22 protein-coding genes and 1 pseudogene are annotated in these 25,409 nt (G+C 73.6%); 9 read left to right on the forward strand and 14 right to left on the reverse strand.

Annotation, left to right across the window (positions count from 1 at the left end; translation table 11 throughout):
• Positions 1-47: 47 nt before the first annotated feature.
• The 3 genes from ACIBST_RS24350 (at position 48) to ACIBST_RS24360 (ending at position 9,360) form a co-directional block, all read left to right on the forward strand.
• Positions 48-3,254, forward strand: coding sequence for a BTAD domain-containing putative transcriptional regulator (locus tag ACIBST_RS24350; RefSeq protein WP_397174775.1), 3,207 nt, complete (start codon positions 48-50; stop codon positions 3,252-3,254).
• Positions 3,255-3,285: 31 nt separating this feature from the next.
• Positions 3,286-3,684 (forward strand): hypothetical protein, encoded by a 399-nt coding sequence (locus tag ACIBST_RS24355; RefSeq protein WP_397174776.1) that lies wholly within the window; start codon positions 3,286-3,288, stop codon positions 3,682-3,684.
• A 177-nt stretch (positions 3,685-3,861) separates the two neighbouring features.
• A complete protein-coding gene (locus ACIBST_RS24360; RefSeq protein WP_397174777.1) occupies positions 3,862-9,360 on the forward strand; it encodes a fibronectin type III domain-containing protein in 5,499 nt (1,832 codons plus the stop codon).
• A 202-nt stretch (positions 9,361-9,562) separates the two neighbouring features.
• Here the strand turns inward: ACIBST_RS24360 and ACIBST_RS24365 are convergent, their stop codons facing one another.
• From ACIBST_RS24365 to ACIBST_RS24390, 6 genes are all read right to left on the reverse strand, one after another.
• Positions 9,563-9,973 carry a VOC family protein gene (locus ACIBST_RS24365; RefSeq protein ID WP_397174779.1) on the reverse strand — a complete coding sequence of 137 codons (411 nt, stop codon included), beginning with the start codon at positions 9,971-9,973 and terminating at the stop codon, positions 9,563-9,565.
• A 197-nt stretch (positions 9,974-10,170) separates the two neighbouring features.
• Positions 10,171-10,548, reverse strand: a complete 378-nt coding sequence (locus tag ACIBST_RS24370; RefSeq protein WP_397174781.1) for a GntR family transcriptional regulator — start codon at positions 10,546-10,548, stop codon at positions 10,171-10,173.
• The gene (locus ACIBST_RS24375) at positions 10,545-11,372 is read right to left on the reverse strand and encodes a hypothetical protein (protein ID WP_397174783.1); all 828 of its coding nucleotides are present in this window, start codon (positions 11,370-11,372) and stop codon (positions 10,545-10,547) included. The genes ACIBST_RS24370 and ACIBST_RS24375 overlap by 4 nt, the downstream gene beginning before the upstream one ends.
• Positions 11,373-11,493: 121 nt before the next feature.
• Positions 11,494-12,183: a DUF4097 family beta strand repeat-containing protein gene (locus ACIBST_RS24380; protein WP_397174785.1), complete on the reverse strand. Its 690-nt coding sequence runs from the start codon at positions 12,181-12,183 to the stop codon at positions 11,494-11,496.
• A 155-nt stretch (positions 12,184-12,338) separates the two neighbouring features.
• Positions 12,339-12,893 (reverse strand): hypothetical protein, encoded by a 555-nt coding sequence (locus ACIBST_RS24385; RefSeq protein ID WP_397174787.1) that lies wholly within the window; start codon positions 12,891-12,893, stop codon positions 12,339-12,341.
• A gap of 276 nt (positions 12,894-13,169) precedes the next feature.
• Positions 13,170-13,862: an SDR family oxidoreductase gene (locus ACIBST_RS24390; protein WP_397174789.1), complete on the reverse strand. Its 693-nt coding sequence runs from the start codon at positions 13,860-13,862 to the stop codon at positions 13,170-13,172.
• Between the two features lie 91 nt (positions 13,863-13,953).
• Between ACIBST_RS24390 and ACIBST_RS24395 the strand changes: the two genes are divergently transcribed.
• Together ACIBST_RS24395 and ACIBST_RS24400 are read left to right on the forward strand one after the other, a co-directional pair.
• Positions 13,954-14,538, forward strand: coding sequence for a TetR/AcrR family transcriptional regulator (locus tag ACIBST_RS24395; RefSeq protein WP_397174791.1), 585 nt, complete (start codon positions 13,954-13,956; stop codon positions 14,536-14,538).
• 30 nt (positions 14,539-14,568) lie between these two features.
• Positions 14,569-14,766 carry a hypothetical protein gene (locus ACIBST_RS24400; protein WP_397174793.1) on the forward strand — a complete coding sequence of 66 codons (198 nt, stop codon included), beginning with the start codon at positions 14,569-14,571 and terminating at the stop codon, positions 14,764-14,766.
• A 7-nt stretch (positions 14,767-14,773) separates the two neighbouring features.
• On the opposite strand, the gene ACIBST_RS24405 is transcribed toward ACIBST_RS24400, so the two are convergent.
• The 5 genes from ACIBST_RS24405 to ACIBST_RS24425 form a co-directional block, all read right to left on the reverse strand.
• Positions 14,774-14,995, reverse strand: a complete 222-nt coding sequence (locus tag ACIBST_RS24405; protein WP_397174795.1) for a PaaX family transcriptional regulator C-terminal domain-containing protein — start codon at positions 14,993-14,995, stop codon at positions 14,774-14,776.
• A 37-nt stretch (positions 14,996-15,032) separates the two neighbouring features.
• Positions 15,033-15,701, reverse strand: coding sequence for a type A chloramphenicol O-acetyltransferase (catA, locus tag ACIBST_RS24410; protein ID WP_397174797.1), 669 nt, complete (start codon positions 15,699-15,701; stop codon positions 15,033-15,035).
• 100 nt (positions 15,702-15,801) lie between these two features.
• On the reverse strand, positions 15,802-17,847 hold the full coding sequence (locus tag ACIBST_RS24415) for a M48 family metalloprotease (RefSeq protein WP_397174799.1): 2,046 nt from the start codon (positions 17,845-17,847) through the stop codon (positions 15,802-15,804).
• Positions 17,844-18,287: a hypothetical protein gene (locus ACIBST_RS24420; RefSeq protein ID WP_397174801.1), complete on the reverse strand. Its 444-nt coding sequence runs from the start codon at positions 18,285-18,287 to the stop codon at positions 17,844-17,846. Before ACIBST_RS24420 ends, ACIBST_RS24415 begins: the two co-directional genes overlap by 4 nt.
• Positions 18,288-18,408: 121 nt before the next feature.
• Positions 18,409-19,641 (reverse strand): hypothetical protein, encoded by a 1,233-nt coding sequence (locus ACIBST_RS24425; RefSeq protein ID WP_397174803.1) that lies wholly within the window; start codon positions 19,639-19,641, stop codon positions 18,409-18,411.
• 130 nt (positions 19,642-19,771) lie between these two features.
• On the opposite strand from ACIBST_RS24425, the gene hemC reads away from it, so the two are divergent.
• The gene (hemC, locus tag ACIBST_RS24430) at positions 19,772-20,707 is read left to right on the forward strand and encodes a hydroxymethylbilane synthase (RefSeq protein ID WP_397174804.1); all 936 of its coding nucleotides are present in this window, start codon (positions 19,772-19,774) and stop codon (positions 20,705-20,707) included.
• An 11-nt stretch (positions 20,708-20,718) separates the two neighbouring features.
• On the opposite strand, the gene ACIBST_RS24435 is transcribed toward hemC, so the two are convergent.
• Complete coding sequence (locus tag ACIBST_RS24435) at positions 20,719-21,594, reverse strand: alpha/beta fold hydrolase (protein WP_397174806.1); 876 nt, start codon at positions 21,592-21,594, stop codon at positions 20,719-20,721.
• 221 nt (positions 21,595-21,815) lie between these two features.
• On the opposite strand from ACIBST_RS24435, the gene ACIBST_RS24440 reads away from it, so the two are divergent.
• A complete protein-coding gene (locus tag ACIBST_RS24440) occupies positions 21,816-22,331 on the forward strand; it encodes a hypothetical protein (RefSeq protein ID WP_397174807.1) in 516 nt (171 codons plus the stop codon).
• Between the two features lie 109 nt (positions 22,332-22,440).
• Positions 22,441-22,509: pseudogene (locus tag ACIBST_RS24445) on the forward strand (nitroreductase family protein); the annotation flags it as partial.
• Between the two features lie 302 nt (positions 22,510-22,811).
• On the opposite strand, the gene ACIBST_RS24450 reads toward ACIBST_RS24445, so the two are convergent.
• Positions 22,812-23,930, reverse strand: a complete 1,119-nt coding sequence (locus ACIBST_RS24450) for a helix-turn-helix transcriptional regulator (RefSeq protein WP_397174808.1) — start codon at positions 23,928-23,930, stop codon at positions 22,812-22,814.
• 95 nt (positions 23,931-24,025) lie between these two features.
• Between ACIBST_RS24450 and ACIBST_RS24455 the strand changes: the two genes are divergently transcribed.
• The gene (locus ACIBST_RS24455; protein WP_397174809.1) at positions 24,026-24,406 is read left to right on the forward strand and encodes a VOC family protein; all 381 of its coding nucleotides are present in this window, start codon (positions 24,026-24,028) and stop codon (positions 24,404-24,406) included.
• A gap of 21 nt (positions 24,407-24,427) precedes the next feature.
• Here ACIBST_RS24455 and ACIBST_RS24460 read toward each other — a convergent pair whose 3' ends face one another.
• Positions 24,428-25,297, reverse strand: coding sequence for an arylamine N-acetyltransferase (locus ACIBST_RS24460; RefSeq protein ID WP_397174811.1), 870 nt, complete (start codon positions 25,295-25,297; stop codon positions 24,428-24,430).
• Positions 25,298-25,409 lie beyond the last annotated feature (112 nt).

A 25,409-nucleotide genomic window follows, 5' to 3' on the forward strand; every position in this document is an offset into this window, starting at 1 on the left:
GGGGTCGAGCTGGGATCGAGTTGAGGTGCCGTAGGGTGGGGACGGACATGGCAGGGTTGGAGATTCGGCTGTTCGGGCCGCTTGAGGTCACCGGCGAGCAGGGTGTGCTGGATCTCGGTACGCGCAAGCAGCGTGCCCTGGTCACGATGCTGGCGCTGGAGCCCGGCCGGGTGGTGTCGCTCGACCGGCTCATCGACGAGCTGTGGGCCGGGGAGCCGCCCGCCGGGGCGACCCGTACCCTTCAGGCGTACATCGCCCACCTGCGCCGGGTGCTGGAGCCCGACCGGCCGCCGCGTACCCCGCCGCGTGTCCTGCTCACCCGCGAGCCGGGCTACCTGCTCGCCGTCGCGCCCGGCCAGGTGGACCTGTGGCGGTTCGCCTCCTGGGCCGGTGAGGGCCGCGCGGCGCTGGCGGGTGGCGCGCCCGGCCGGGCCGTCGAGCTGCTCGACCGGGCGCTCGGGCTGTGGCGGGGCGAACCGCTGGGGGAGTTCGCCGGTCAGGAGTTCGCCCAGCCGGTCGCCGCGCGGCTCGCCGAGACCCGCGTCACCGCCCTGGAGGACCGTTTCGACGCCCGCCTGGCTCTGGGGGAGGACGCGCCCCTGATCCCCGGGCTGGAGGCGCTGGTCGCGGCCGAGCCGTACCGGGAGCGGGCCTGGTCGCTGCTCGTGCGCGCGCTCTACCGGGCCGGACGGCAGGCCGACGCGCTGGCCGCGCTGCGCCGGGTGCGTGAGCGGCTGTCGGCCGATCTCGGGCTGAGCCCCGGCCCCGATCTGCGGGAGCTGGAACGCGCGGTGTTCGACCAGGCGCCCGAGCTGCGCCCGCCGGTGCCCGAGCCGGTGGCGCCGTTAGTCCCGGCCGCCCCCGAACCGGAGAGCGAGGCCCTCATCGCCCGCTCGGCCGAACTGGAGCTGGTGGCGCGGCGGCTGGCCGCCGCGCGGCGCGGCGACGGTGGCGCCGTGCTGGTCATGGGGGAGGCGGGCATCGGCAAGACCCGGTTCGTCCGGGCCGTCGCCGATCTGGCCGCCGCGCGCGGGTTCGAGGTCGTGTGGGGGAGTTGCGCCGACCGCGCCGCCTCGGCCTTCTGGCCCTGGACGCAGATCCTGCGCGAGGCGGGTGACGCCACCGGGTTGCTGTCCGGCCGCGCCCGTGACCCCGAGCAGGATCTGTTCGGCCTGTACGAGCAGGTCCTGGACGTCCTGACCCGGGCGCAGGAGCCGCTGGCCGTCGTCCTGGAAGACCTCCACTGGGCCGACGTGTCCTCGCTGCGGCTGCTGGAGTTCGTCGCCGAGTCCGCGCTGCGGCGTCCGCTGCTCGTCCTGGTCACCTGCCGTCCCGAGCCCGGCGACCACCCCGCCGAGCTGCGCGGGACGCTGGCGGCGCTGACGCGGTCGGGTGAGCGCCTGGAGCTGCCGCCGTTCACCTCCGGCGACGTGGCCGCCTTCCTGCGGGCCAAGCAGGTCGCCGACGAGCCCGGCCTGGTCGGCGACCTGCTCGACAGGACCGGCGGCAACCCCTTCTACCTGGGCGAGGTGCTGCGCCTGCCGCGCGGCGAGCGTACGGTCCCCAGCGGCGCCCGTGACGTGATCGAGCGCCGGGTCGCGCGCCTGCCCCAGGAGACCCGTGCCCTGCTCGCCGCCGCCGCCGTGGCCGGCCGCGACGTGGACGCCGGCCTGCTGGAGAGCGTCACCGGCAGCACCGCCGAGCAGGTGATGGCCGCGCTGGAGCCGGCCGTCGCCACCGGCCTGCTGGCCGAGCCGCCCGCCGGGCCCGACTACCGCTTCTCGCACGCCCTCGTCCAGGAGGCCCTGTACGCCGGGCTCGGCAAGCTCGACCGTTCGCGCCTGCACCTGCGTACGGGCGAGGCGCTGGAAGGCGTCCTGCCCGAGTCGCGGTCGGCCACGCTCGCCCACCACTTCTCCCAGGCGGGCCGCCTGGACGTCGCGGGCAGAACCGTCCGGTACGCCTCCCGCGCCGCCCGGCACGCCGCCGCGCAGCTCGCCCACACCGAGGCGGCCGGTTTCTGGACGCTGGCCCTGTCGGCGCTCGAACCCGGCCACGACGCCGAACGCGCCTGCCTGCTCACCGAGCTCGGCCACGCCCACCGCGCCGCCGGCCGGCCCGAGGACGCGCACCGCGACTGGGAGGAGGCGATCGTCCTGGCCAGAGCCGCCGGCGACCGGGCGGCGCTCATCTCCGCGGTCACCGCCATCGGCGGCCCGGCCCTGTGGAACTGGCGCCCGTACGGCGTCGTCGACTCCGGCCTGGTCGCCGTCATCGAAGAGCTGCTCGACGGCCCGCTGCCGGACGCCGACCGCGCCACCCTCCTGGGCACCCTCGCCCTGGAGCTGCACTACGGTCCCCGCGGCGCCGAGGGCGAACGCCACGCCGCCGAGGCCGTCGCCCTGGCCAGGCGGACGGGTGACACGCCGCTCCTGGCCCGCACGATGAACAACTACCTGCTGGCCGCGTTCCGCCCCGGAGGCAACGCCGCGCGGCGGGCGATGGCCGAGGAGCTGGCGGCCCTGCCCGGCCTGCCGGTGAGCGGCGAGGTGCTGGCGCGGGTCTCCCTCATGTCCTGCCTGCTGCGCGACGGCGACCTGCCCGGCTGGGACCGCGAGCTGGCCCGCTGCGAGGCGCTGCTGGCCATGGCGCCGCGCCCGGAGCTGGAGTCGATGGTGCGCATCGCCCAGACACCCCGTGCCACCCTCGACGGCCGGTGGGAGGAGGCCGAGGACCTGCTCGCCCGGTACGGCGACATGCGGTTCGCCCCGACCATGTGGGGCCGCGGGTTCCACCGGCTGGTGACCACGTTCACCTGCCGGCGTGGCCAGGGGCGGGTGGGCGAGATCCTGGAGGAGCTGGTGGCCGCCGCGGAGGAGCCGCGGTTCGTGCCGCTGCGGCCCGTCGCCGTGCTCGCCGCCGTCGAGTCCGGCCGCGCCGAGCTGGCGCACGAGCTGGTGGCGCGCTGGGGGACCGACGTCCCCGACGACTGGGTGGCCGACTTCCTCGTGCCCGTCTGGGGCCTGGTCGCCGCACGCCTGGGCGTGCCCGATCCGCGCGCGCTCTACGAGCGGCTGCTTCCGTACGCGGACCTGCTGGTGGTGGCCGGGATGGGCACCGCCTGCTGGGGGTCCACCCATCTCGTGCTGGCCGAGCTGGCCCGCCGCCTCGGGGACGAGGACGCCGCCCGCGCCCACGCCGCCGCCGCCCGCCCGGCCCGGGCGACCGAAGGGACGGCATCGAGAAGTCGTTGAGCCGGCGAAACCCGTACACCAAGATGATCAGATGGAGAAAGGCGAACCCGGGAGCGGAGGGACGATTTCGATCCTGTCCCGCATCGATTACCGCATCGAAGACTTCGACCGGCTTCTCGAAGAGGGACGCAAGTCCTACCGCCGGACACAGCCGGACGCGACCCCGGAAGAAGTGAACGACGCCGTGCCGGACCTGCACAGCGCCATTTACGAGATCATGCACGCCAACGGCGACCGAATCCCCTTCCCCTTCCCTTCCGGGGTGCCGATCGCGGGCGTCACATGGTTCCTGGAAGTGGACGAGCCGCTGGGGAAAGAACTGAAGGGAACGCCCGAGGAGCCCTTCGGGATCGCCTGCGACGCGGAAGACGGCGACCTCATCTACCAACATCGCGACATTTATCACCTGACGGCCGAGGCGTTCGAGTAAGCCCCACCCCTGACGGGGGGACGTCGGCTACCGCCGAAGTTGCAGGCGGATATACCGCCGTACAGCGGTTGATAGACGAAAAATCTCTATTTTTCGCCGTATTTCACGAGCTCAGGGCCATTGGTAGCGTCAGCCGCGCAACACGGAGTGATCCTGCCCCAGGAGGCCGGTGTGGTCATGCGATGGTTGTCAGCGCTCATCCTGGTCTTCTCCGGGGTCCTCGTGGTGACGGGGGCGCCCCCGGCCGCCGCCGCGTCGGTCCAACCCGGGCCGGGCCAGTTCTACGGGGTCCGGGCCCGGGTGCTGAGCAACGTGTCGATCGCGGCGGGGGCCACCACCACGGTCAAGGTGGCGGGGGTGGGCGCGGTGCCCGCTAGCGGGGTCGCGAGCGCCGCGGTGAACGTCGCGGCCAAGGGCGCGAGCGCGGCCGGCGGCCTCATCGTCTTCCCCTCCGACCTGGCCGCCGCGCCCGCGGTGACGGGCACCCGCTACCGCTCCGGCGTGTGGGACGACCAGCTCCTGACGGTCAAGCTCGGCCCGGACGGCTCCCTCAAGGTCAAGAACACCGGCACGGCCGCCGTCAGCGTCTACGCCGACGTGCACGGGTACTACACCGCGACGGCCGCCGCGACGGCGGGAGCCCGGTACGTGCCGCTGAACACCGGCCGGGTCATCGGCAACCAGACCGTGGCGGCCAACTCGACCGCCACGTTCGCGGTGGCGGGGGTGGGCGGCGTGCCGGCCTCCGGGGTGGCGTACGTGGCGCTGACGTTCGCGGTGAAGAGCACCGGGTCCGGCAAGATGATCGCCTACCCGTCCGGCGGCACGCCGCCCGTCGGGTCGAACATCGACTACCGGCCCTCCTACTTCCAGTCGAACCTGGTCATCGCCGCCCTCGGCGCGGACGGCAAGATCGCCGTCAACAACAACGGGGCCGCCGCGCTGACGGTGTACGCCGACGTGGCCGGCTACTTCGCGACGCCCGCCGCCACGGTCGCCTCCTCGGTCCTGGCGCCCGTCGCCCCGTCACGGACCCTCGCCTCCGTGACGGTGGCGGCGGGCGCCTCGTACACGGTCGCCCCGCTGGGCAAGGGCGGTGTGCCGGCCTCCGGGGTGAGCGCGGTCGGCGTCAACATCACCGCCAAGGGCACGGCGAACGGCCTGCTGCGCGTCTACCCCACCGGCCAGGCGAGCATCCCGGGCGGCGGCTCGATCGCGTACCAGCCGAACGACTTCTGGTCGAGCCTGGTGCCGGTCAAGGTGGGCACCGGCGGCACGTTCGTGATCCTGAACACCGGCGGCGCGAGCGTCAACGTGACCGTCGACACCTTCGACTACTACGGATCGGCGTCCGTGCCGTCCGCCCCGGCCGGCGTGAGCGCGACGGCGGGCGACACGTCGGCGACCGTCTCCTGGCAGCGTCCCGCGGACGGCGGCGCGCCCATCACCGGCTACACGGTCACCTCCAGCCCCGGTGGCGGGACCGCGACGGTCTCCGGCGACCTGCTGAAGGCCACGGTCACCGGCCTGGCCAACGGCACGGCGTACACCTTCACCGTGACCGCCGCCAACGCGGTGGGCAGTTCGGCCAGGTCGGCCGCGTCCGCGCCGGTGACGCCGGCCGGGACGGTCACCCGTCCCTCGCCGCCGCTCGGGGTGTCCGCGACGCCGGGCGACCGTTCGGCGAAGGTCACCTGGCGCGCGCCCGCCTCCGACGGCGGGTCGGCGATCACCGGGTACGTCGTGACGGCCGCCCCCGGCGGCGCGACCGCGACCGTCGCCGGCGACCGGTTACAGGCCACGGTCACCGGCCTGACCAACGGCACCGCGTACACCTTCACCGTCACGGCGGCCAACGCGAACGGCGTCTCCGACGCCTCCGCGCCCGGCGACCCGGTCACCCCCGGCGTCCCGGGCCGGCCCGGCCGCCCGTTCGTCACCGGCGTGTACGGCAGGGACGGCGCGGCACGCGTCACCTGGGCCCCGCCCGAGACCGGCGCCGCGGGCGTGACCGGCTACGTCGTGACGGCCGCCCCCGGCGGCGCCACCGTGAACACGACGGCCACGGAGGCCACGGTCACCGGCCTGACCAACGGCACCGACTACTCCTTCACCGTCACCGCGGTCGGCGCGGCGGGCGCCGGAGACCCGTCGCCGCCCTCGGACGCGGTGCGCCCGGTGCCCGCCGAGGTGCCCATGTCCCCGCCCGCGCTGCTGGTGACCCCCCTCGACCAGCGCGTGGACGTGCAGTGGGCGCCCGCGGTGGACGGCGGCTCGCCGATCACCGGGTACACGGTGACCGTCCAGCCCGGCGGCCGGACCGTCGACACGCCGCCCGACACGACGGTCACCTCGGTGACCGGGCTGGCCAACGGCACCGCGTACACGGTCTCGGTCGTCGCCAGGAACGCGGTGGGCGCGAGCGCCCCGAGCACCGCGGCGGCGGTCACCCCGGCGGCGAGCCGGCCGCCCGGCGCGCCGACGCACCTGCGGGCCGGGCTCCCGGCCTCCGGCAGCGTCCAGGTCACCTGGGACGCGCCCGCCGACGTCGGCACCGGCCCCGTAACCGGCTACACGGTGACGGCCAGCCCCGGCGGCAAGGCCGCGACGGTCACCGCCACCACCGCCACGATCGCGGGGCTGGACCCGGCCACGGCCTACACCTTCACCGTGCGCGCCACCAACGCCGCGGGCACCGGCACGGCCAGCGCCCCGACCGAGGCGATCACGCCGAAGCTCACGGTCAAGAGCGAGCCGCGGGTGCTGTCCCCACAGGCGGCGGCCACGCTGCGGGCCGTACGGGGGCGGGCCCTGGAGTTCGAGAACCCGCCGGCGGAGGTCACCGGGCTCACCGCGGGCACGCTGCTCGTCATCGGCCAGACCGAACGCACCCCCGAAGGGTTCTTCGGCAAGGTGTCCGGCACCGCGCTGCAGAACGGGCGGTTCGTCGTCTCGACCACGGCCGCCTCGCTGAGCGACGCCTTCACCGACGCCGGCTTCGCCACCGACGGCCGCGTGGACACCGGCGACCAGGTGGAGTTCGTGCCGTCGGTGCCGGGGGCGCGGCTCGTCGAACCCGTCGAGAACACCAGTCACCGGGCGGCCGGGCCGCGGGTCGGCCTGCGGGACGGGAACCTGGTCATCGAGTTCGAGCAGTCGTTCGAGCAGAAGGGCCGCTCGGTCACGAAGGTCGAGGGCTGGGCGGTGATCGACCAGGACACCAAGATGGGCGCCAGCACCGACTCCGCCGGCCGCGGCGTGGACATCAGCAACACCACGAAGATCAGCTCCGAGGTGCGGGTGAAGCAGGGTCTCGCGTTCGAGTACAAGAGGCGGACGCACCTCGGGCACGTCAACGGGCCGTGCTTCTCGTTCATGGTGGGCAAGGTGCCGGTCGTGGTGTGCGTGCGCTTCTCGGTCGCGCTGGCGTTCGAGGCGTCCGCGACGGTCGGGCTGAGCTTCGCCGTCCACTGGGACAAGCAGTTCGGCACGCGCTGCCACACCGGCAAGAGCGGCACGTCCTGCACCCCCAACGACGGCGGCCCTGGCTTCTACAGCGACGGCGGCGTCGGGGCCTACGGCGACGGCACGGTCACCACCGCCATCTCCACCGACATCGAGCTCCTGCTGTACGGGGTGGTGGGCCCCGCCCTGGTGGTGGACGTGCCGGGCGCGCAGTTCAAGGCCGACACCACGCAGAACCCGTGGTGGGAACTGCGGGTGCTGGCCCGGCTCGGGGCCGCCATCGACCTGGGCGCGATCGGCAAGGACTACTCGGTCTGGCGCAAGGACGACATCATCAGCGCGTTCTGGACGGTCACCCACGCCCCGGGCGCCTTCCAGGGCATCAAGGTCGTCCCGCAGCACGGCAAGGTGGGACCGGGCCAGAACTACCAGTTCAAGGTCGCCGTCTCCGGCTATCCCGACGACGTCGTCACCCAGTGGAAGCTGGTCGGCGGCCCCGGCACGCTCACCGCCGACGGCCTGTTCAACTCCTCGCAGGAGGGCCTCGCCGAGGTCGAGGTGACCAGCCCCGCGACCGGCGGGCACCCGCAGCTGCAGGCCCGCGGCGGCGTCGAGGTCGGCGCGCAGTACGGGACGCCGGGCCCGCCCAAGCTCGACACCTTCACCGCGCCGACGCTGCGCGGGGCCACCGTGAGCTGGTCGCCGCCGGCCGACACCGGCACGAGCGACATCTCCGGCTACGTGGTGACCGCGACGGCCGAGGACGGCAGCCAGACCGCGCGGACGTACGCCTACGGCGGCGACGCGACGCACCAGCTCGTCCAGGGGCTCACGCCAGGGGTGACGTACAGCGTCACCGTGATCGCGCAGAACGCGCAGGGTAGTGGCGAGCCGTCCGCGCCGCTGAAGCTGACGCCGACGGACGTGATCTTCTTCGGCCCGCCCTCCACGCTCGGCGCGGACCTCGCGGGCAGCACCGAGACGCAGGGCCGGCCCGACTCCTCCGGAACGGCCGGCGGCGCCACCGGCGCCGCGGCCTCCGGCGACGGCCGCTACATCTTCTTCATGACCCAGGCGCGCAGCAACCTCATGCCGGACGACCGGCGCGCGCCCTCCAGCACGGCGCCGTTCATCCTGCGCAAGGACACGCAGGGCGGCGGCACGCAGGTCGTGTCGATGGGCGCCGACGGCGTCACCCCGGTCACCGGTTTCGTCGGCGGCCCGCTGGCCAGCCGGAACGGCAACGTGGTCGCCTTCACCTCGCTGGAGTGGACCGGCGTGCTGACCCCGAGGTCGGTCGTGCACGACATCGCCGCCAGGACCTCCTGGACGCTGGAGGAGCACGGCTACGTCTCCGCCGTCAGCGACGACGGGCACGCGGTCGTCTACTGGAAGAAGCTGGACGTGAACTCGGCCACCTCCCGGTGGAACCTCTACCGGCAGGTCAAGGGCGGCGCGGCGCAGAAGCTGACCTCCTGCGACTCCCAGACCGACGGCGACTGCCCGACCTCGACGGGCGACGGCGTCCTGTCCGGCGACGGCAACCGGGTGACCTGGTCCACCTACGACGTCACCGTCCAGAAGTACCGCACCTGGCTGTACGACGCCGTCGCCGGCGGCACGACGGAGATCTTCCCTGGCACGGACGTCGGCGACCCGATCATCTCCGGCGACGGGCAGGTGGTGGCCCTGCGGTTCACCGCGCATCCGTCCCAGACCGCGTGCCTGATGGTCGCCAGGATCGGCGGCGCCACGCCGGGCGCGGGCAACTGCCTGGTCCCCGAGGACGGCAACGGCCGCGGCAAGGCGCTGTTCCTCAGCCAGAAGGGCACCGCGCTGGCCTACGAGTACACCGACGACGACTCGGTGCACAGCCTGCGCAGCTACCGGGGCGGCGCCACCCATCTGGCGGGCGGCGCGCCGGGGCAGTCGTGGCCGGTGACGGCGTTCATCACCGACGACGACCAGCGCCTGATCTACACCCTCGGCTACGACGGCGGCACGGCCACGGCCGACACCGTCGTGGCGCACGAGGTGCCGGGCGTGTGGTGGGACTTCACCACGGGCGGGATGCCCGGTGGCGCCCCGGCGCCCGCCGCGGCGCCCGACCGGCGCGCGCCGGCCCGCGACCTGCGGGTACGGATGCCGGACAAGCCCGTCACGCTCGGCTCGACGCCGCCGCATCCGGCCGTCTCCTCGTCTCGCGATTGACGCCGGCGGGGGACCGGAGAACTGCCGACGACAGGGACCCGGTTCCCCGCACGTGGGGACGCCACGGAACACGCACGACGGCAAGGGGGCGCGTGCTCCCCGGCGCACCGGGCGGCCCGGCCAACCGCGTGCCGACGACCGGCACGAACCGGGTGGCGCAGACCCTTCCGCTACAAGGTCATGCGCGAGTCACACAGCACTGCTAGGCGCGCTTGGGCCAGACGGGGCCCTGGTCGGTCCAGACGACCCCCTTGTTGCGGCACAGACAGAACGGGTGCCCGACGGGGTCGGTGTAGACGCGCCACCCGTAGCCGTTGGGCCCGATGAAATCCTGCTGCAGGGACGCCCCGAGGGCCAGGACGCGGCTCTGCTCGGTCTCGACGTCGTCGACCTCGAAGTCGAGGTGGAACTGCTTGGGGTGCTCGCTGTCGGGCCACTGCGGGGCGCGGTAGTCCTCCACGGGGTTGAAGGCCAGCTCGATCTCGCCGAACTGGATGCCGGCCCAGTTCTCGTGGCTGCCCTCCTTGACCGGGCGTCCCGTCACCGCGGAGTAGAAGGCCGCGAGTTTCATCGCGTCCGGGCAGTCGATGATGAAGTCGGTGAGTCGCAGCATTCGGCGATCCTGTCACAAGATCCGTCGGCGTTGTCGGCAGCCCGCGCCGTGGCCCCTGTGGGAGCGTCCGAAACGGTGTGAGCGCTATCCGGACGAGGAAACCAGGTTCACAAGGAGCTGAACCTCCCCCCGGTGCGTCGGCGTCATGCGCTCTCGGCCGCAGTGTCTGGTGGCGTGGCCCCGCGGCCGGAGCGCGGTCATGGCGAGGCCGCCGCCACCGCGCCGGACGTCAGAGCCGCCTGCACGATGCGGAGCGCCTCGGCCGCGTCGAGGCCGACGCTGGCGATCACGGCGGCGTAGTCGGCGGCGGCCCGGCGGGCCCGTTCCCGGCCTTCCTCGCCGGCGGCCGACACGAACGAGCCCGCCCGCCCGCGCGTCTCGATCAGACCCGCCTCCTCCAGCTCCCGGTACGCCCGGCCGACCGTGTTGACGGCGAGACCGAGGTCGGCCGCCAGGTGGCGGATGGTCGGCAGCCGGGCGCCCACGGCCAGCGTGCGGTTCTGGATCTGCCGGGCGAGCTGGGCCCGCAACTGCTCGAACGGCGGGACCGGTGAGCCCGCATCGATGACGATCATCGCAGGCCCACCGCGCGCCGGGCCGTGGCCGCGTACGACGGCGTCCTGACCTGGACGGCGACCAGGGCGAGCACTCCCAGCACCAGGAAGCCCACCGAGGCGGCGCTCCACCACCCGGGCGCGAACCCGGCCAGCAGCACCACCGGCAGCGCCCACAAAACGGGCGGCGCGGAACTCTCACGCGCGTCCTCGATCCGCATGACGACGTCGGCCGTCAGCGAGACCTCGTCCTCGGCCACGACGGGACGGGCCAGCATCTCGCGCAGTTGCAGGACGGCGCCGAGGGCGACTCCGGTCACGGCGACCAGCAGCACGACGGCGGCGTGCCGTGCGGTGCCCTCGGTGACGGCCAGCGCGCTCACCCCCAGCGCGAAGGCGCAGGCGAAGGTGGCGCCCGCCATGACGGCGTAGGGCCGTCCGAGCAGGGCGGCCCAGCCGAGCTGCACCGGATGGGTCACCCGTCGCGGCAGCGCGGCTCCGGCGCGCCGGTCGACGCGCCGCACCCAGGCGTCCAGCAGGACCTGGGTCAGCAGCAGCGCGACGATCGACCCGCTCAGCACCAGCATCGGCGCCAGCCGGTCCGACCCGGACCCGGACCCGTCGGCGGCTCCTGGCAGGGCGGCGACCTGCGCCAGGGAGGCCGCGATGATCAGCACGGCCAGCAGGACGCTGCCCAGCAGCCGCACCCGACGCCGCACCGCCAGCCGCGTGGCCAGCAACGGCGTCGGCGGGCCGTCGCTCAGGCCGTGCCGCCGCAGCCAGGTCTCGGCGCACCGGATGTCCGCGGGCGGCGGCCCGGCGTCGGACGTGGAAGCGTTCGTCATGCCTCCTCCTTTTGTCGCAAGCTTTGTAGCAACATGGTGCGTCATCACTTGCGACAAAGTCAACGCCCGGGAGGGGGAGCCCGTTACCCGGCGAAGAAGGTGGCGTGCACGGGGGAGCCGGTTACCCGGCGGAGACAGTGATGTTGCCGGAACCCGTGGTCAGCGACATCTTGCGCGGCGAGGAGCCGTCCTTCTTGACCGAGACGTCGGCGTCACCGGAGGCCGTGCTCGCCTTCACGTCGAAGGTCTCGTCGGGGACGGTCAGCTCGACGTCACCCGACCCGGCCGACAGCTCGACGCTCTCCGGCGCGACCGTGTACTTCAGGGCGACCTTGCCGGACCCCTCCTTGACCAGGAGCTTCTTGCCGCCCAGGCCGTCGCCCTTGATGTCGCCGGAGCCGGCCTTCAGGTCCAGAGGGCCGGTGAGCGACCTCAGCATCAGATCACCCGAGCCGGCGTCCACGTCGACCGGCATCCCCTTGGGCACCTGCACCTGGTACTCGACCCCGCACGTTCCCCACGACTTCTCGCAGTCGTAGAAGACGGACAGCGTGCCGCCCTCCACCTTGTGCGCGGCGCGCGGCTTGTCGTTGCTCCAGTAGAGCCTCTCGGTCACGCTGACGTACGTCGCGTCCGACTCGGTGACGGTCACGTTCCCGCTGCCGCTTCTGAGGTGAAGCCGCTGCACCTTCTCCTTGACCTGGTACGTGCTGGTCTCCTCGTTCTTCGGTTTGCCGATGGCGTCAAGGCCGCACCCGGTCAGGAGCACCGCGGAGGCCAGCAGGCCGCCCGCGATCGCAGTGATCTTCATGCCGTCAATCCTGTCCGGACGTCCCGCGGCCCGCATCAGGGATGCCCCCGACAGGCCCCCGGGAAGAACCCGTACCTCCGACGCCCCCGTCCGTCCGCGAGTCCGCGCTCACTGCCACTGTCGGGAACGGGCGCGCGCCGGGCAAGGTCGTCGCATCAGGCGGCGGCCTTCACGCCAGGACGGCAGCGGCGCACGTAGTACGCGCAGGTCAGTGCCAGCACCATGGGCCCCCACAGGTTGAGCGGGCTGATGCACACCTTCGCCAGGATCTCCCACCAGACGTTGTCGTAGGCGACCTCATCGACGACCCCCGCCCAGTGGAGCACCGTCTGCACCGGCAACACCGACAGGATCGCGCCCCCGGCCGCCGCGGGAACCACCGCAGCCATCGGCGGGACGGGCCGCCCCCCGGCAAGAGGCACCCAGGACGGGAAGACCTCGCCCCACCGGCGTACCAGCCCGATGCTCAGCAACGCCGCCAGCTCCGACAGCGTGCTGAGCCCGAAGATGTACGGAATTCTGATCCACAACGCCGGCATGTCCGTGTCGTGGATCTGGCCCATGTCGAAATCGAGGACGAACGGCAGCCGCCAGAGGCAGGAGGGCAGCACCAGAAGCGGCAGCGCGTAGGCGACCCGCAGCGCCCAGCGCGGGACCTGCCGCTCGGTGTCGCTCTCGGCGGGAGCCCGGTGCAGGAGTCTGATCGGCATGCTGCAACCGTGTCCGGGCCGCCGCCCCGGAAGATCACCTGAGCGGGTGAGCAGCCTCCCCCACCCGGGGGAGATCGACCTCCGGGCCGAGGCCGCCGAGGCCCCCGGATGGTCAGCGGCGCCCGTCGAGGAGGGCAGTGGAGGTCGCGGAAGAGGGCGTCGCGCACGCGGCCACCCGGCTCGCCGACCTGATGAGCCTGCACTGCGAGACGCATTACGGCCCGCACGGCTGCGCGCTGATCGACGGGGTCGAAGCCGGCCGGCTCGCGCGGGCGATCAGCCGCCGGTCGGGACGGGTCCTCGCGCCAGAGCCTGACGGATCCGGCGGGTGAGGTCGTCGGCCAGGATCTCGGCCTGGCCGGTGGCGATTCCGTCGAGGGCCTGGGTGGCGACGTCGGCGGGGTCGGCCTTGGGGACGCCGTCCAGTCCGGCGGTCATGTCGGTGTCCATGAAGCCGACATGGAGTGCCGAGACGCTGATCCCCCTGGGCTGGAGTTCCTCGCGGGTCGCGTCGGTCAGTGCCCACGCGGCCGCCTTCGCCGCCGCGTACGCACCGGCCCGCGCCGGGTGCAGCCACGAGATCACCGACAGGATGTTCAGGATCGCGCCCCCGCCGTTGGCCTCGAGGACCGGTGCGAAGGCTCTGGTGACGGCGAGGGGGCCGTAGAAGTTCGTCTCCAGTTCGCGGCGCACCGCGTCGAGGTCGCCGCCGATGAGCGGCGTGCCGGTGGAGATCCCGGCGTTGTTGATCAGGAGGTTCGCGTCGGTGGCGATCCGCGCGGCGGCCCGGATGGACGCGTGGTCGGTGACGTCGAGGAGCAGCGGGGTGACTCCTGGCAGGTCCAGGTCGCCGGGACGGCGGACGGCCGCGTAGACCGATGCGCCGCGTTCCAGCAGTTGTGCGGCCAGGTGGCGTCCCAGACCCCGGTTCGCGCCGGTGACCACCGCGACTGCGCCGTTCAGATTCATGCTGCCTCCTTGAGAGAAGATAGATTATGAACGCAATCTATCTGTCGCAGCATAGAATAGATGACGACTGACATCCGGCAAGGAGGCGCAGATGGGACGCGGATCACAGGCGCAGGCGCGGCAGAACCGCCTGCGGGTCGTCGACACGGCGTCCCGGCTCTTCCGTGAGCAGGGCACCGAGGTCAGCGTCGCCGACCTGATGAAGGCCGCGGGTCTGACCCACGGCGGCTTCTACAAGCAGTTCGCCTCCAAGGAGGCCCTCATCGGCGAGGCGACCGCGCACGCCTTCGACGAGCAGGCCGACGTCCGGGCCGCCGCGCTCGAACGGCACGCGGGAGATCGCGAAGCCGCTCAGCGGGCGTTCGTGGACGGCTATCTCTCCGCCGCGCACCGCGACAACGCCGCCGACGGCTGCCCCGTCGCCGGACTCGCCGCCGACATCGCCCGCGGTCACGGGGACGCCGAGGCGCGCCGCGTGTTCACCGAGCAGGTCGGCGACACCGCGGCCTGGCTCGAAACCGCCGACCAGGACGGCCTGGCACGGCTGTGCACCATGGTCGGCGCCCTCGTCCTGGCCCGCGCCACCGCGGGCCACCCGCTGTCGGAGGACATCCTCGCCGCCGCGCGCACGGCACTGACCGGCGACCAAAGCCAAGATCACCCTCATCGGGAGTAGGCAGGCAGGCCGGGCGCGGCATGGCCCACCATGCGGCGGGCCGTGCGCACCGCCGTACGGGCCTTCGGCTTCGAGGGGCCGGCCGCGCTGAGCCTGGCGCAGCTGATCGACGACCCGGGGCGCGAACCCGGCGTCCACCCGCCCGAGGCGGCGATCGACCACGAGCGGCTCTTCGCCGACCTGGCCCGGTGGACCGGTTCGATGCGGGTCGCCGTGGAGACGGCGTGACGGCCCGTCAGGCGCCGACGGCCGGCGACCTGGCCCGGGTGCCGGGCCAGGGCCGGGGGAGCAGCTCGGGGGGAAGCAGCGGGTCGGCCTCCATCGCCCGGGTGAACTCCGCGGCGCGGACGCCCCGGACGGGTCCGACGGTTCGGCGTGCTCCTGGAGGAACCGGAGCCGGGGCTCCGCCACCTCGGCGAGCCGGTCGTAACGTGCGGCGATCTCGTCCGGCGGCCACTGGCCGGGGCGGAGGTCAGTGGCAGGTCAGCGCCGGTTCAGGAGGCCGGGCTCCCGTCGACCCAGGACGGGTCCGCGACCAGGGTCCGGAGCTCGTTCACGAGCCGGGCGGAGTGGAACCCGTCGGCGGCGGCGTGGTGCACCTGGAGCGCGAGGGGGAGCAGCACCCGGCCGTCGCGCTCGGTGTACCGGCCGAGGGTGAAGATGGGTGCGAGGTGGTCCCAGTTGTCGCCGATGTTGAGGTTGAACCCGGTGAAGGACGTCCACGGCAGGCTCGACACGTCGAACGTGTTGGCCGGCAGCGTCCCCTGCGGGAAGAACTCGGTGGCGCGGGCGTGCTCGGCGAGCAGGGGAGCGGCGACGTCGTGGAAGGCGGCGAAGTCGGGGTCGTAGGGCGCCCACACGCACGCGAACGTCTCACGGTCGGGGTTGAAGACCGTGAAGGCCGGATGCACGACGGGCCAGACGGCCGGGTCGCCCGAGGCGGTCAGGCACATCCGGAACTCGTCGTGCCGGTTGACGACCGTGGCGATCGCCCAGACCTGCGCGAGGTAGGACTTGCGCCGCGACCGGCCGAGCGCCGCCGCGAACGCGGTGACGTCGATCTCCACCGTCATGGAGTACGTGCACGGCACGGCCCGGCGGTAGTGCTCGAAGTGCTGCCGGCGCGGCCAGGTCACGGTGTCGATCGGGATGGGGGCGTCCATGCCGCCATCATCCCAACCACCGGCCAGGACCGAACGCCGGCCCCGATGGATACGGTCACCTGCGTGAGCACTTGGTAGTGTCCGGTGGGCCCGCCAGTGCTCACCCTGGTGCGGGCACACCGGGGACCGGGGCCGGGTCGCCGCGTACGGGCAGCAGGCGGGCCGGCAGGGCGGTGGCCAGCGCGGCGATCAGCGCGGCCTCCAGCATGCGCGCCAGGATGATCATGTGGATCTGCCACGGCAGCGCCGACCGCAAGGGCAGCCACACCAGCTCCAGCGCGAGGGCGTAGAGCACCGCCGCGGCCAGCCCCGCCAGCATGCCCTTCGCGACGGGCGACGTGCCGGACAACCCGGCCACGCAGGCCGCCAGGGCGGCGCCCGCGGCGGCTCCGGTCGCGATGACGTCCGACAACGCGGTGCCGGAGCTCTGGAAGACGTAGCCGTTGACCGTGCCCGACACCATCGCCGTGACCAGTGCCGCGGCGGCCGCGCAGCCCACCGCCAGGGCGACGCGGCCGGTGCGCCGGGGCGCGGGCGGGCGGCGTTCGCCGAGGGTGAGGAACCGTACCGCCATCGGGGCCAGCATGAGCAGGACGACGGCGAGCAGCAGCAGGACGCCCGCCGACAGGCGGGAGTCCATCATGATCTGCGCGCTGATCAGTACCTGCGCCAGCGGGTCGGAAACAGCGGGATACCGCTGGACGTGGGCGATGATGATGTCGGCCTGGAGGTCGTAGAACGCCCGCGCGCCCAGCGTCACGACCACCGCGATCAGCGACAGCGGCCCGAGCGCCGACCGCAGCCCGTGCACCCGCGGCGCCCACACCCGCGCCACCCACCGCACCCACACCCCCAGCAGCAGGCCCGCCATCGCCAGCACCACCAGCCCGGCGAGCTGCACCGACACGGGGAAGGGCGCCAGCGCGTGGTCCGTCATCCTGCTCGGGGCCAGCACCCAGCCGCCCGCCAGCCCCACGGCCAGGCCCAGCGGCACGTGCACCGCGTCGGTGCGCGCCCCCACGGCCCGCAACGCCCGCAACCCCAGCGCGACGGCCAGCAGCAGGGCGAACACCTCCGCCGGCCACGGCAGCGTGTTGGTGCGTCCCTGCGCGGTCAGCGACGCGGCCGGATCCATGGTCAGGGAGAAACAGCCGCCCAGCGCCAGCGGGAAGACGAAGCCCTGGCGCACCAGCGGCTCCTGGTCCTCCAGCGCGGCCCGGCGGACGGCGAGATGCGGATGGGTGCGCACCCGCAGCGACACCGGCCACCGGCGCGGCGCCGGCGCCCGGTCGAACACGCGGCGCAGCGGCGTCGCGTCCCGCTCCCAGGACAACACGCGGGCGTCGGCCATCAGCTCGCGCGACTGCAGCACCACCGAACGGGTCAGCCACGACAACACCGCCAGCCCGGCGATCTGGGCGGCGAACAGCCATGACAGCGCCGCGCGCGCCCCGAACGGCATCTGCTCCGACCGCAGGAACGGCGCCTGCCCCGACAGCACCCCGTTCACGGCGGCCAGCAGGCCCGGCACGAGGATCACCGCGGCGTAGGACCGCCACATCGCCAGCGTCACCGCCGTGATGTTCAGGTCCCGGTTGCGCACGTGCGCCAGCTCGTGCAGCACCACCGCCCGGAACAGCGGCCGGTCGCGCTCGAACGACAGCCAGGTGCCCCGGCTGATCACCACGTACCGGCGCCCGGCCCGGCCGAAGGCCAGCCCGGCCACCGCGGGGTCGAGCACGTCGAGCAGGAAGACGACCCGGCGCCCGCCGAGCACCTCCGCCGCCATCCGCCGCAACTCCTCGCCGACCTCGCCGCCGACCGGACGCAGCCGCCGGCGGCGGATCCGCCAGGCCGGCCCGAACCAGTACTGCAGCCCGGTGAGCAGGACGAGCGTCGCGAAGCAGAGCAGCACGCCGAGCCGGAGATCCTGGTGGGCCCCGCGGCTGATCACCTCGCAGGCGGGATCGTCCAGGCCCTTCAGCGCCGCGAGCTGGCACGCCTCCCTGACCTTCGCCGGGACCTCCGCCCCCTGCACCGACAGCAGGTCGAAGATCCCCGGCCGGTAGATCGCGGTCGTCGCGAACGCCAGGCTGATCAGCAGGACGAACGCGGACGTGGTGGCCGACGGCAGACGGCCGCTCATGACGGGTTGCGGGCCAGCTCGCTCACCACCGCGTCGGCCAGCGCGTCGGCCTGCGCCTGCGACATGCCCATCCGGCGCGCCTTCTGGTAGGCGACCTTGCGGATCTCCGTCAGCCGGGCCGGCGGCAACGGCGGCGGCCCCGACGCCGGCGCGTCGGGCAGCTCCCGCGGACGGCGGCGCAACCGGCCGATCAGCCGGCCGGTCCACGAGCCGACGTCCTTGCCCACGTCCGCCAGCACCGTGGTGACGACGCCGGAGACGATCGCCGTCACCAGCAGCTCGTCCACCCCCGGCAACCCGAAACCGAGCGGATCCCGATGCGACCTCGGCCTGCTCCGGCTGCCGAGCGCGTCCCAGGTCTGGTCGAACAGCGGCAGTTCGGCGGGAGCGATCCTGGTCACGACCCGGCGGCTGAGATCCTTGGCGAACGCATCGGACACCTAGGCCTCCAACAGGAGAATTCCGTTGCCAGAAATATAGGCAGCTCCGATGCCGGATGTCCTTGGATACGCCCGGCCCGGCCCGTCTCGCGGCGCCTTTCTCCCGTGGCCCGTCCGATGACTAGTCGCCGTGGAGCCCGTCGGGGTCGCAGTAGTCGATCTCGTCCGTCGGCTTGAAGTCGGCCACGATGATCTCGCGCCGGAACGGCCCGCCGCTCGGCATCTCCTCGGCGGACGCCTCGAAGGTGAAGCGCTGCATGGGCCGCAGCAGCCTGCCGGCGATGACCACCGGCCTGCGCACCGAATAGATGGCGGGGAACGGGCAGCAGTAGTAGCTCCCGAGCGGCTTGCCCGCCGCGTCGACGGCGTAGGCGATGGCGCCGTCCCGGAAGGCGGCGTCGATCTGCGCCTGGATGTGCAGCGTGGCGGCCGGGTCGGGGTCGTACTCCCACATCTCCTTGACGGCCTGCCGGGCCTTGGGGTCGGCCTGCCAGTAGTCCCGCCGTTGCGGGTCGGTCAGGCACCAGGGGTCGAGGTCGCGCAGGTTCGCCTCAAGAGACCGGTACGTCGCCGCGGGCCTGGTGGCGGTGGTCCGGTAGGTGGCGATGTGCCTGGGCATGGCGATGAGCTGGCCCACGTGGTAGTAGAGCTCCAGGGACCGCTGCAGCCGTTGCTCGATCGCCTCGTGCAGGCTCGGCTGCGGATCGGCCTTGAGCAGCCCCTCGGCGTAGTCGGCGGCGGTGGCGGCCTCGGCCACGAGCTGGCGCAGCCGCTGCAGGTCGGCCTGGTGGTCGTGGTCGTCGGCGACGGTCTGCTCGAACACGCCGAAGGCCACTTCGGCGTGCTGCCGGATCGCGCGGGTGGCGGCCAGCATGCCGTGCAGGTGGGGCAGCGGGCACGGGTCCGCCTCGGCCCATTCGGGCAGGTCGGCGGGTAGCTGGAGCTCTGTCTCGACCAGATAGCGGGTGTTGCCGGCGGCCTGCCGGGCGCGCGACACCCAGCCTTCCACCTGGGCGAAGCAGGCGGCCACCTGCCGGCTGGTGACCGGCGGCACGTAGCCGGCGGTGCGCGGGTCGGCGCTGTAGTCGGAGTCGAGCAGCTGCTCGCCGATGGTCTGCAGCACGAACGCGTTCCAGGTGCACAGCAGCTGCCCGGAGGCGGACTGCGGGCCGTGCCAGAGGTTGACGCCTTCCTGAACCAGGCGTAAGCGCAGCTCCTCGGCGCGCTCCAGCTCGGTGTAGACCAGGCCCCCGGCCCGCCGGTAGGCCTCCAGCTCGTCCGCGCGGACCTCGCCCTTGTACGCCGCGAGCATCCGCGTCATCAGCGTCGGCCGCGCCGGATCATTGGCCATCATGTACGTCCCCGTCCTCTTCCCCGTGACATCTGGTGATCCGTACCCTAAGCCGCCGTCCCCTCGGCGGGCCATCCATGGCGAGCTGCCGGATCGGCCCGCGGCGCAGGGGGCGACGCCCTACGATCGGGGGATGGCCGTCCCTGAGCTGATCCGCATCGTGACGCGTTCCTCTCCCATGGCGCTCGCCCAGGTCGAGCGCGTCCGGCGGGAGCTGGCCGGCCTGCATCCCGGCATCCGCACCGAGGTCGTGCCGGTCACCACGTCCGGCGACCGGTGGCAGGGGGCGCTGTCGGCGCTCGGCGGCAAGGGCGCCTTCACCAAAGAGGTCGACGAGGCGCTCCTGGCCGGCCGGGCCGACCTGGCGGTCCACTGCATGAAGGACGTGCCCGCCGACCGCCCGCTGCCGGCCGGCACGGTGTTCGCGGCCTTCCTCAAGCGTGACGACCTGCGCGACGCGCTCGTGCACCCCGGCGGCCTGAAGCTGGACGCGCTGCCCGAGGGCACCCGGATCGGCACGTCGTCGGTGCGGCGCGTGGCCCAGCTCGCCGCGTCGCACCCGCGGCTGCGCTGCGTGCCGATGCGCGGCAACGCCAACCGGCGTCTGGAGAAGCTGGACGCGGGCGAGGCCGACGCGCTGCTGCTGGCGGTGGCCGGGCTGGAGCGCATCGGCCGGCCGGACCGGATCACCGAGGCGCTGTCGCTGGAGACGATGTGCCCGCCGATCGGCGCGGGCGTGCTGGCCCTGCAGTGCCGGGAGGACGATCCGGCGACCGTCGACGCGGTCGCCGGGCTGGGGCATGCCGACACGTGGCGGGAGATCACGGCGGAGCGCATGCTGCTGCACGTGCTCCAGGGCCACTGCAACTCGCCCATCGCCGGTCACGCCCGCGCCGAGCGCGACGGCCGGCTGTCGTTGCGCGCCCGGGTCTTCTCCCCCGACGGCAAGCGCGTGCTCGACGCGCACGAGTGGGCCGGCCCGCTCGACCCGGCGACGCTCGGCACGTCCGTCGCGGTCGCGCTGCTCCGCCAGGGCGCCCGGGAACTGATCGACACCATCCCCCACTGACGGCGGGCCGCCTACGCGGTGCCGGCCGCCAGCGCGTCCTGGTCGCGGAGGGGTTCGTCGCCGTGCAGCAGCCACTCCAGCGTGGCGGGGGTGGCGTCGAAGTGCCCGGCGTGCCCGGCGCCGGGCTGGACGGTGAGGGTGGCGGTGGGGATGCGGGCGGCGAGCCAGCGGGCGTGCGCGACCGGCACGACCCCGTCCAGCTCGCCGTGCCACAGCCGGACCGGAACGGTGATGGAGGCGGGGTCCACCCCCCAGGGGGTGCCGAAGAGGGCGATGACGTCGTCGGCCCAGCCGCCGAGCCCCGGACGGACCGCCTCGGCGTACGCGGCACTCAACATGGCGCTGACCTCCGGACGCGTCAGGACGGCGGCCTCGAACGGCGGCAACTGCGGCGGCCCGGACGAGTCCGCCCCCAGGTGGGCGATCATGGCGTCGCGGTCCTGGAGCGCGACGGCGGCGCTGCGCCGGTTGCCCTCCATCATCCCGGCCGTCCAGTCCAGGCCCTCGGCGTCACGCGGGGCCAGGGACGCCAGCGTGGCGACCCGGACGGCCCGGCCTGGATGGCGGGCGGCGAACGCCAGCGCGTGCGGCCCGCCGCCGGAGACCCCGTAGACGGCGAACTCGTCGAGGCCGAGCGCGTCGGCCACGGCGGCGACGTCGTCCGCGCCGTCCACGACGCGCCGCCCCGGCAGCGGGGTCGAGCCGCCGAGGCCGGGGCGGTCGAAGGTGATCAGCCGGATGCCGAGCCTGGTGTACAGGGAGTCGTCGGGGTGGCGGGCCAGGCGTCCCACGGGGGTGCCGTGCAGGTAGAAGACGGGGGTCCCGTCGGGGACGCCCCACTGCTCCACGGCAAGGGCGCGGCCGTCTCGCGTGATCACTGTGTGCACTCCGCCACGGTAGCCATCACCGGCACTCGCGCACCGAGGGTTTCATTTCCGGCGAAACGGATTAATCGTCAGTCGGGGGCGGAATCGCCCGGGTCGGCGAAGGGGCTTCCGGGGCGTGGTGCTGGTCGTCGAGGTGCGCGAGGGAATGGCGGTTTTCCACAGGAAAGGCGGAGGGACTTCGCCATGGTCGCGGAACGCGGGTGGTCCATAGCGTTGGGCGGGTGCTCACAGACATCGTCGCCGCGGTCTGCCTCGCGCTGCCGCTCGCGTCCGGCCCGGCCGTGCCCCCGGATCGGGGATACGGCATCGCGGTCATGGCGAACACCGGGACGGCCTTCGGTGACGCCCGCGCCCTCATGGACGGCCTGGTCGCCCTGGTCGAGGGAGGCACACCCGAGATCCCCTCCTCGCCGCCCTACCTCGCCACCGACATCGTGTTCGTCCTGCTGGCCCTGGCGACCGTCGGGCTGGCCGTGCGGGGCGTGGCCCGCTCCCGGCGCTGGGCCGTCGTGTGCGCGGGGTGGCGGCGGTGGCGGCTGCTGCCGCTGCCGGCCCCGCTCGCGCTGTGCGTCACGATCGTCCCGATCACGCGGGTGCTCCTGCGGGGTGGCGACATCATGTGGATCCAGGTGGTCTGTCGCTACCCGACGTTCATGATCTGGTTGGTGACGGCCGCGGTCGCGGGCACGACGGTGACGGCCGTACGGCTCCACGCCGTCGCCCGCACGGGCAGCTGAGCGAGCGGGCGAGAGGGCGTGAGGGCATGGACGTGTACGAAGCCGTGGACGGCCGCCGGGCGGTGCGGGCGTTCAGCGACGAGCCGGTCCCCAAGGAGGTGCTCGAACGGTGCTGACCGCCGCGGCGCGGGCACCGTCGAGCGGGAGCCTCCAGCCGTGGCGGCTGTACGTCGTGGCCGGCGAGCCGCTGGCCGAGCTGAAACGGCGGGCGACGGCCAGGGCGCAGGCCGGGGACCCGGGTGACGAGCGGGAGTACCCGATGTACCCGGCCGGACTGACCTCGCCGTACCTGGACCGCTTCGCCGCCGCGGCCGACCAGCGGTACAGGGCGCTGGGGATCGAGCGCGACGACCCCGACCGGCCCGGGAGGATTCTGTGGTGTCGCGGTGGGGTTCGAGCGGGAGGGCGTGCCGCGGCTGCGTACCGGGCGGGCGGACCTGGCGGAGACGGTGAGCTTCGTCGGAGTGTGACGCCGGGCGGTCAGGCTCGGCGGGCGCGGGCGGCGAGGCGGTCGGCGGCGGCGAGGACGAGGTCGCGCAGTTCGCCGGGACGCTCGATGACGAACGGCCGGTCGAGCGCGGCGAGCACGGCGGGCAGCCAGTCGAGCCGCTCGGCCCGTAGCTCGACACGCCACCAGCGCTCGCCAGCCGACCCGGCCTCCCCGGCCTCCCCGGCGGGCTCGTCGGCGGGGGCGACTGCGGTGCCGTCCGCGGGCTCCCCGGCGGGCTCGTCGGCGGTGCCGTCCGCGGTGCCGGCGGCGATCTCTTCCAGGGTGGCGACAGAGGCGGGCAGGCGGGTGCGGAGGTGCTCGGCCGTCCCGTGGATCCGCAGGGTCACCTCGTGCCGGTAGGACGCGGTGGCGAACCCTGACAGGACCTGCTGCGCCGGATCCGGCGCGGCGCGTCCGGCCGGCGCCTCGAACGAGCCGGGAAGGGCCCGGGCGTCCGCGACGCGGTCCAGGCGGAAGATCCGGTTCTCGCCGACGCCGGGGTCCTCGCCGGTGACGTACCAGCGGCCCGCGTGGCTGACGATCCCGTACGGGTGCAGCGTGCGGTCGCTGCGCCGGCCAGCGCGGTCGGCGTACCGGATCGAGACGGGCCGGCGGTGGCGTACGGCGTCGGCGATCGTGAGCAGGACGGCGGCGTCCGGGCCGGCGGGCCCGGCGGGCGGGCCGGTGAAGGCGAGGGACTCCATGAGCGCGTCGAGCCTGCGGACGAGCCGTTCGGGCAGCACCCGGCGGATCTTCGCGGCCGCCGTCTCGCTCGCCGTGCCACTCACTGCGCCGCTCGCCGTCTCGCTCGCGGTGTCGCCCGCGTCGCCGCTCGCACGGCGGTTGGCGATCAGGCCGAGCAGCACGGCCAGGGCCTCGTCGTCGTCGAGCATGAGCGGCGGCAGGCGGTAGCCGCGGGCGAGGCGGTAGCCGCCGTAACGGCCGCGCACCGACTCGACCGGCAGCCCGAGGTCGACGAGCTGACCGACGTACCGCCGCACGGTACGGCCGTCCACGCCGAGCCGGTCGGCCAGCTCAGCCATCGTCCGGACGCCGCCCGACTGCAACAACTCCAGGAGCGTGAGCACACGACCGGTGGGTGGCGACATGAATCCGAGCCTATGGCGAATAGTGGACCGAACCTGTCCAGTATCAGTCGTACCGTGCGGGGTGCCAAGAGCTGCACGAACACCGAAGGAACGTCATGAACTTCGTATCGATCCGCATCATCACCGGTGACGTCGCCCGCCTCGCCGGGTTCTACGAGCAGGCCACCGGGACGCCGGCGACCTGGTCCACCGAGGACTTCGCCGAGATCAGGACGGGCACCGCCACGCTGGCGATCGCGGGCACCCGGACCGTCCCGCTGTTCGCCCCGGGATCCTCCCGCCCGGCCGACAACCACAGCGTGATCGTCGAGTTCCTGGTGGACGACGTGGACCGCGTGTACGAGAACCTGACCGGCTTCGTCACCGACTTCGTCAACGAGCCCACCACGATGCCCTGGGGCAACCGGTCGCTGCTGTTCCGCGACCCCGACGGCAATCTCGTCAACTTCTTCACCCCGGTCGCGTCCGCCCGCTGACCAGCGGGTCAGCAGGCGGGGTCAGGCGGCGGGGGTGCGGCGGCGGGACTGCCAGGCCAGGTGGGCGTCGTGGACCTTGGTCCACAGGGCCTCGCGCTCGGCGCCGTTGACGTCGTCGAGGCGCAGCCCGAACACCTCCTCCAGGGCCCCGAACCACTCCCGCCGGGTGGACAGCTCCCGCTCGGTCCTGCCGTCCGCGCCGATCCGGCGCAGCATGCAGCCCACCAGGCAGTCGGCGCCCGTCGCGTCGCGCCGCAGCACGACGGCGGCCCGCACCAGCCGGGACTCGGGCGACGTGCACAGGTACGGATGCCACTCCACGAAGTCCCCTGGCTCGGCGGGGGCCCGCTCGACGTCCAGCCCGGCGATCGACCCGCGCGGGTCGTGGTCGAACCGCCAGCCGCCGGGCTCCACGTCCGAGGCGGACAGCCGGAACTCGAACGGCCCCTGCCGGTACGTCCCCGCCCGCAGCGGCAGCGGCTCGTGCAGCCCGTCGCCGAGCCCGATGTCCACCAGCCAGTCCTGCCCGTCGAGGGCGACGGTGAGCGCGAGGTGCGGCGCGAACGACGCCGGCGAGGCGGGCGCCCGGACGGCGGCCTGCACCCCGGCCCGATGCCAGGTGACGTCGTAGCCGAGCGCGGTCAGCAGCGTGGCGAACGCCCCGTTGAGCTGGACGCAGTAGCCGCCGCGCCCGCGCAGCACCCGCTCGACCGACTCGCGCGGGTCCACGGTGATCCGCCGGCCGAGCTGAACCTCCAAGGTCTCGTACGGCACCCGCTCCACGTGCGCGCGGTGCAGGGCGCGCAGCGCCGGGAGCGACGGCTCGCCGGGGTCGCCGACGTCCAGCCGGTCGAGGTAGGCGTTCAGGTCACGGTCACGAGTTCGCCGCATGGGCCCTCCCTTCGGTCGCCGCGTCCATCGTGGTCCGCCGCGCGGCCGTCCCGCACCTCGCGGATTGCTCCTCAGACGGCGATGCAGGACGGCGATGCGGGACGGCGATGCG

This window comes from Nonomuraea sp. NPDC049684 (genome assembly GCF_044465345.1).
Lineage (GTDB): Bacteria > Actinomycetota > Actinomycetes > Streptosporangiales > Streptosporangiaceae > Nonomuraea.

Bases quoted from the DNA above. Each gene is read 5' to 3' on its own strand.
- ACIBST_RS24350 (WP_397174775.1), top strand. From the start codon at position 48: ATGGCAGGGTTGGAGATTCGGCTGTTCGGGCCGCTTGAGGTCACCGGC.
- ACIBST_RS24355 (WP_397174776.1), top strand. From the start codon at position 3,286: ATGGAGAAAGGCGAACCCGGGAGCGGAGGGACGATTTCGATCCTGTCC.
- ACIBST_RS24360 (WP_397174777.1), top strand. From the start codon at position 3,862: ATGCGATGGTTGTCAGCGCTCATCCTGGTCTTCTCCGGGGTCCTCGTG.
- ACIBST_RS24365 (WP_397174779.1), bottom strand. From the start codon at position 9,973: ATGCTGCGACTCACCGACTTCATCATCGACTGCCCGGACGCGATGAAA.
- ACIBST_RS24370 (WP_397174781.1), bottom strand. From the start codon at position 10,548: ATGATCGTCATCGATGCGGGCTCACCGGTCCCGCCGTTCGAGCAGTTG.
- ACIBST_RS24375 (WP_397174783.1), bottom strand. From the start codon at position 11,372: ATGACGAACGCTTCCACGTCCGACGCCGGGCCGCCGCCCGCGGACATC.
- ACIBST_RS24380 (WP_397174785.1), bottom strand. From the start codon at position 12,183: ATGAAGATCACTGCGATCGCGGGCGGCCTGCTGGCCTCCGCGGTGCTC.
- ACIBST_RS24385 (WP_397174787.1), bottom strand. From the start codon at position 12,893: ATGCCGATCAGACTCCTGCACCGGGCTCCCGCCGAGAGCGACACCGAG.
- ACIBST_RS24390 (WP_397174789.1), bottom strand. From the start codon at position 13,862: ATGAATCTGAACGGCGCAGTCGCGGTGGTCACCGGCGCGAACCGGGGT.
- ACIBST_RS24395 (WP_397174791.1), top strand. From the start codon at position 13,954: ATGGGACGCGGATCACAGGCGCAGGCGCGGCAGAACCGCCTGCGGGTC.
- ACIBST_RS24400 (WP_397174793.1), top strand. From the start codon at position 14,569: ATGCGGCGGGCCGTGCGCACCGCCGTACGGGCCTTCGGCTTCGAGGGG.
- catA (WP_397174797.1), bottom strand. From the start codon at position 15,701: ATGGACGCCCCCATCCCGATCGACACCGTGACCTGGCCGCGCCGGCAG.
- ACIBST_RS24415 (WP_397174799.1), bottom strand. From the start codon at position 17,847: ATGAGCGGCCGTCTGCCGTCGGCCACCACGTCCGCGTTCGTCCTGCTG.
- ACIBST_RS24425 (WP_397174803.1), bottom strand. From the start codon at position 19,641: ATGATGGCCAATGATCCGGCGCGGCCGACGCTGATGACGCGGATGCTC.
- hemC (WP_397174804.1), top strand. From the start codon at position 19,772: ATGGCCGTCCCTGAGCTGATCCGCATCGTGACGCGTTCCTCTCCCATG.
- ACIBST_RS24450 (WP_397174808.1), bottom strand. From the start codon at position 23,930: ATGTCGCCACCCACCGGTCGTGTGCTCACGCTCCTGGAGTTGTTGCAG.
- ACIBST_RS24455 (WP_397174809.1), top strand. From the start codon at position 24,026: ATGAACTTCGTATCGATCCGCATCATCACCGGTGACGTCGCCCGCCTC.
- ACIBST_RS24460 (WP_397174811.1), bottom strand. From the start codon at position 25,297: ATGCGGCGAACTCGTGACCGTGACCTGAACGCCTACCTCGACCGGCTG.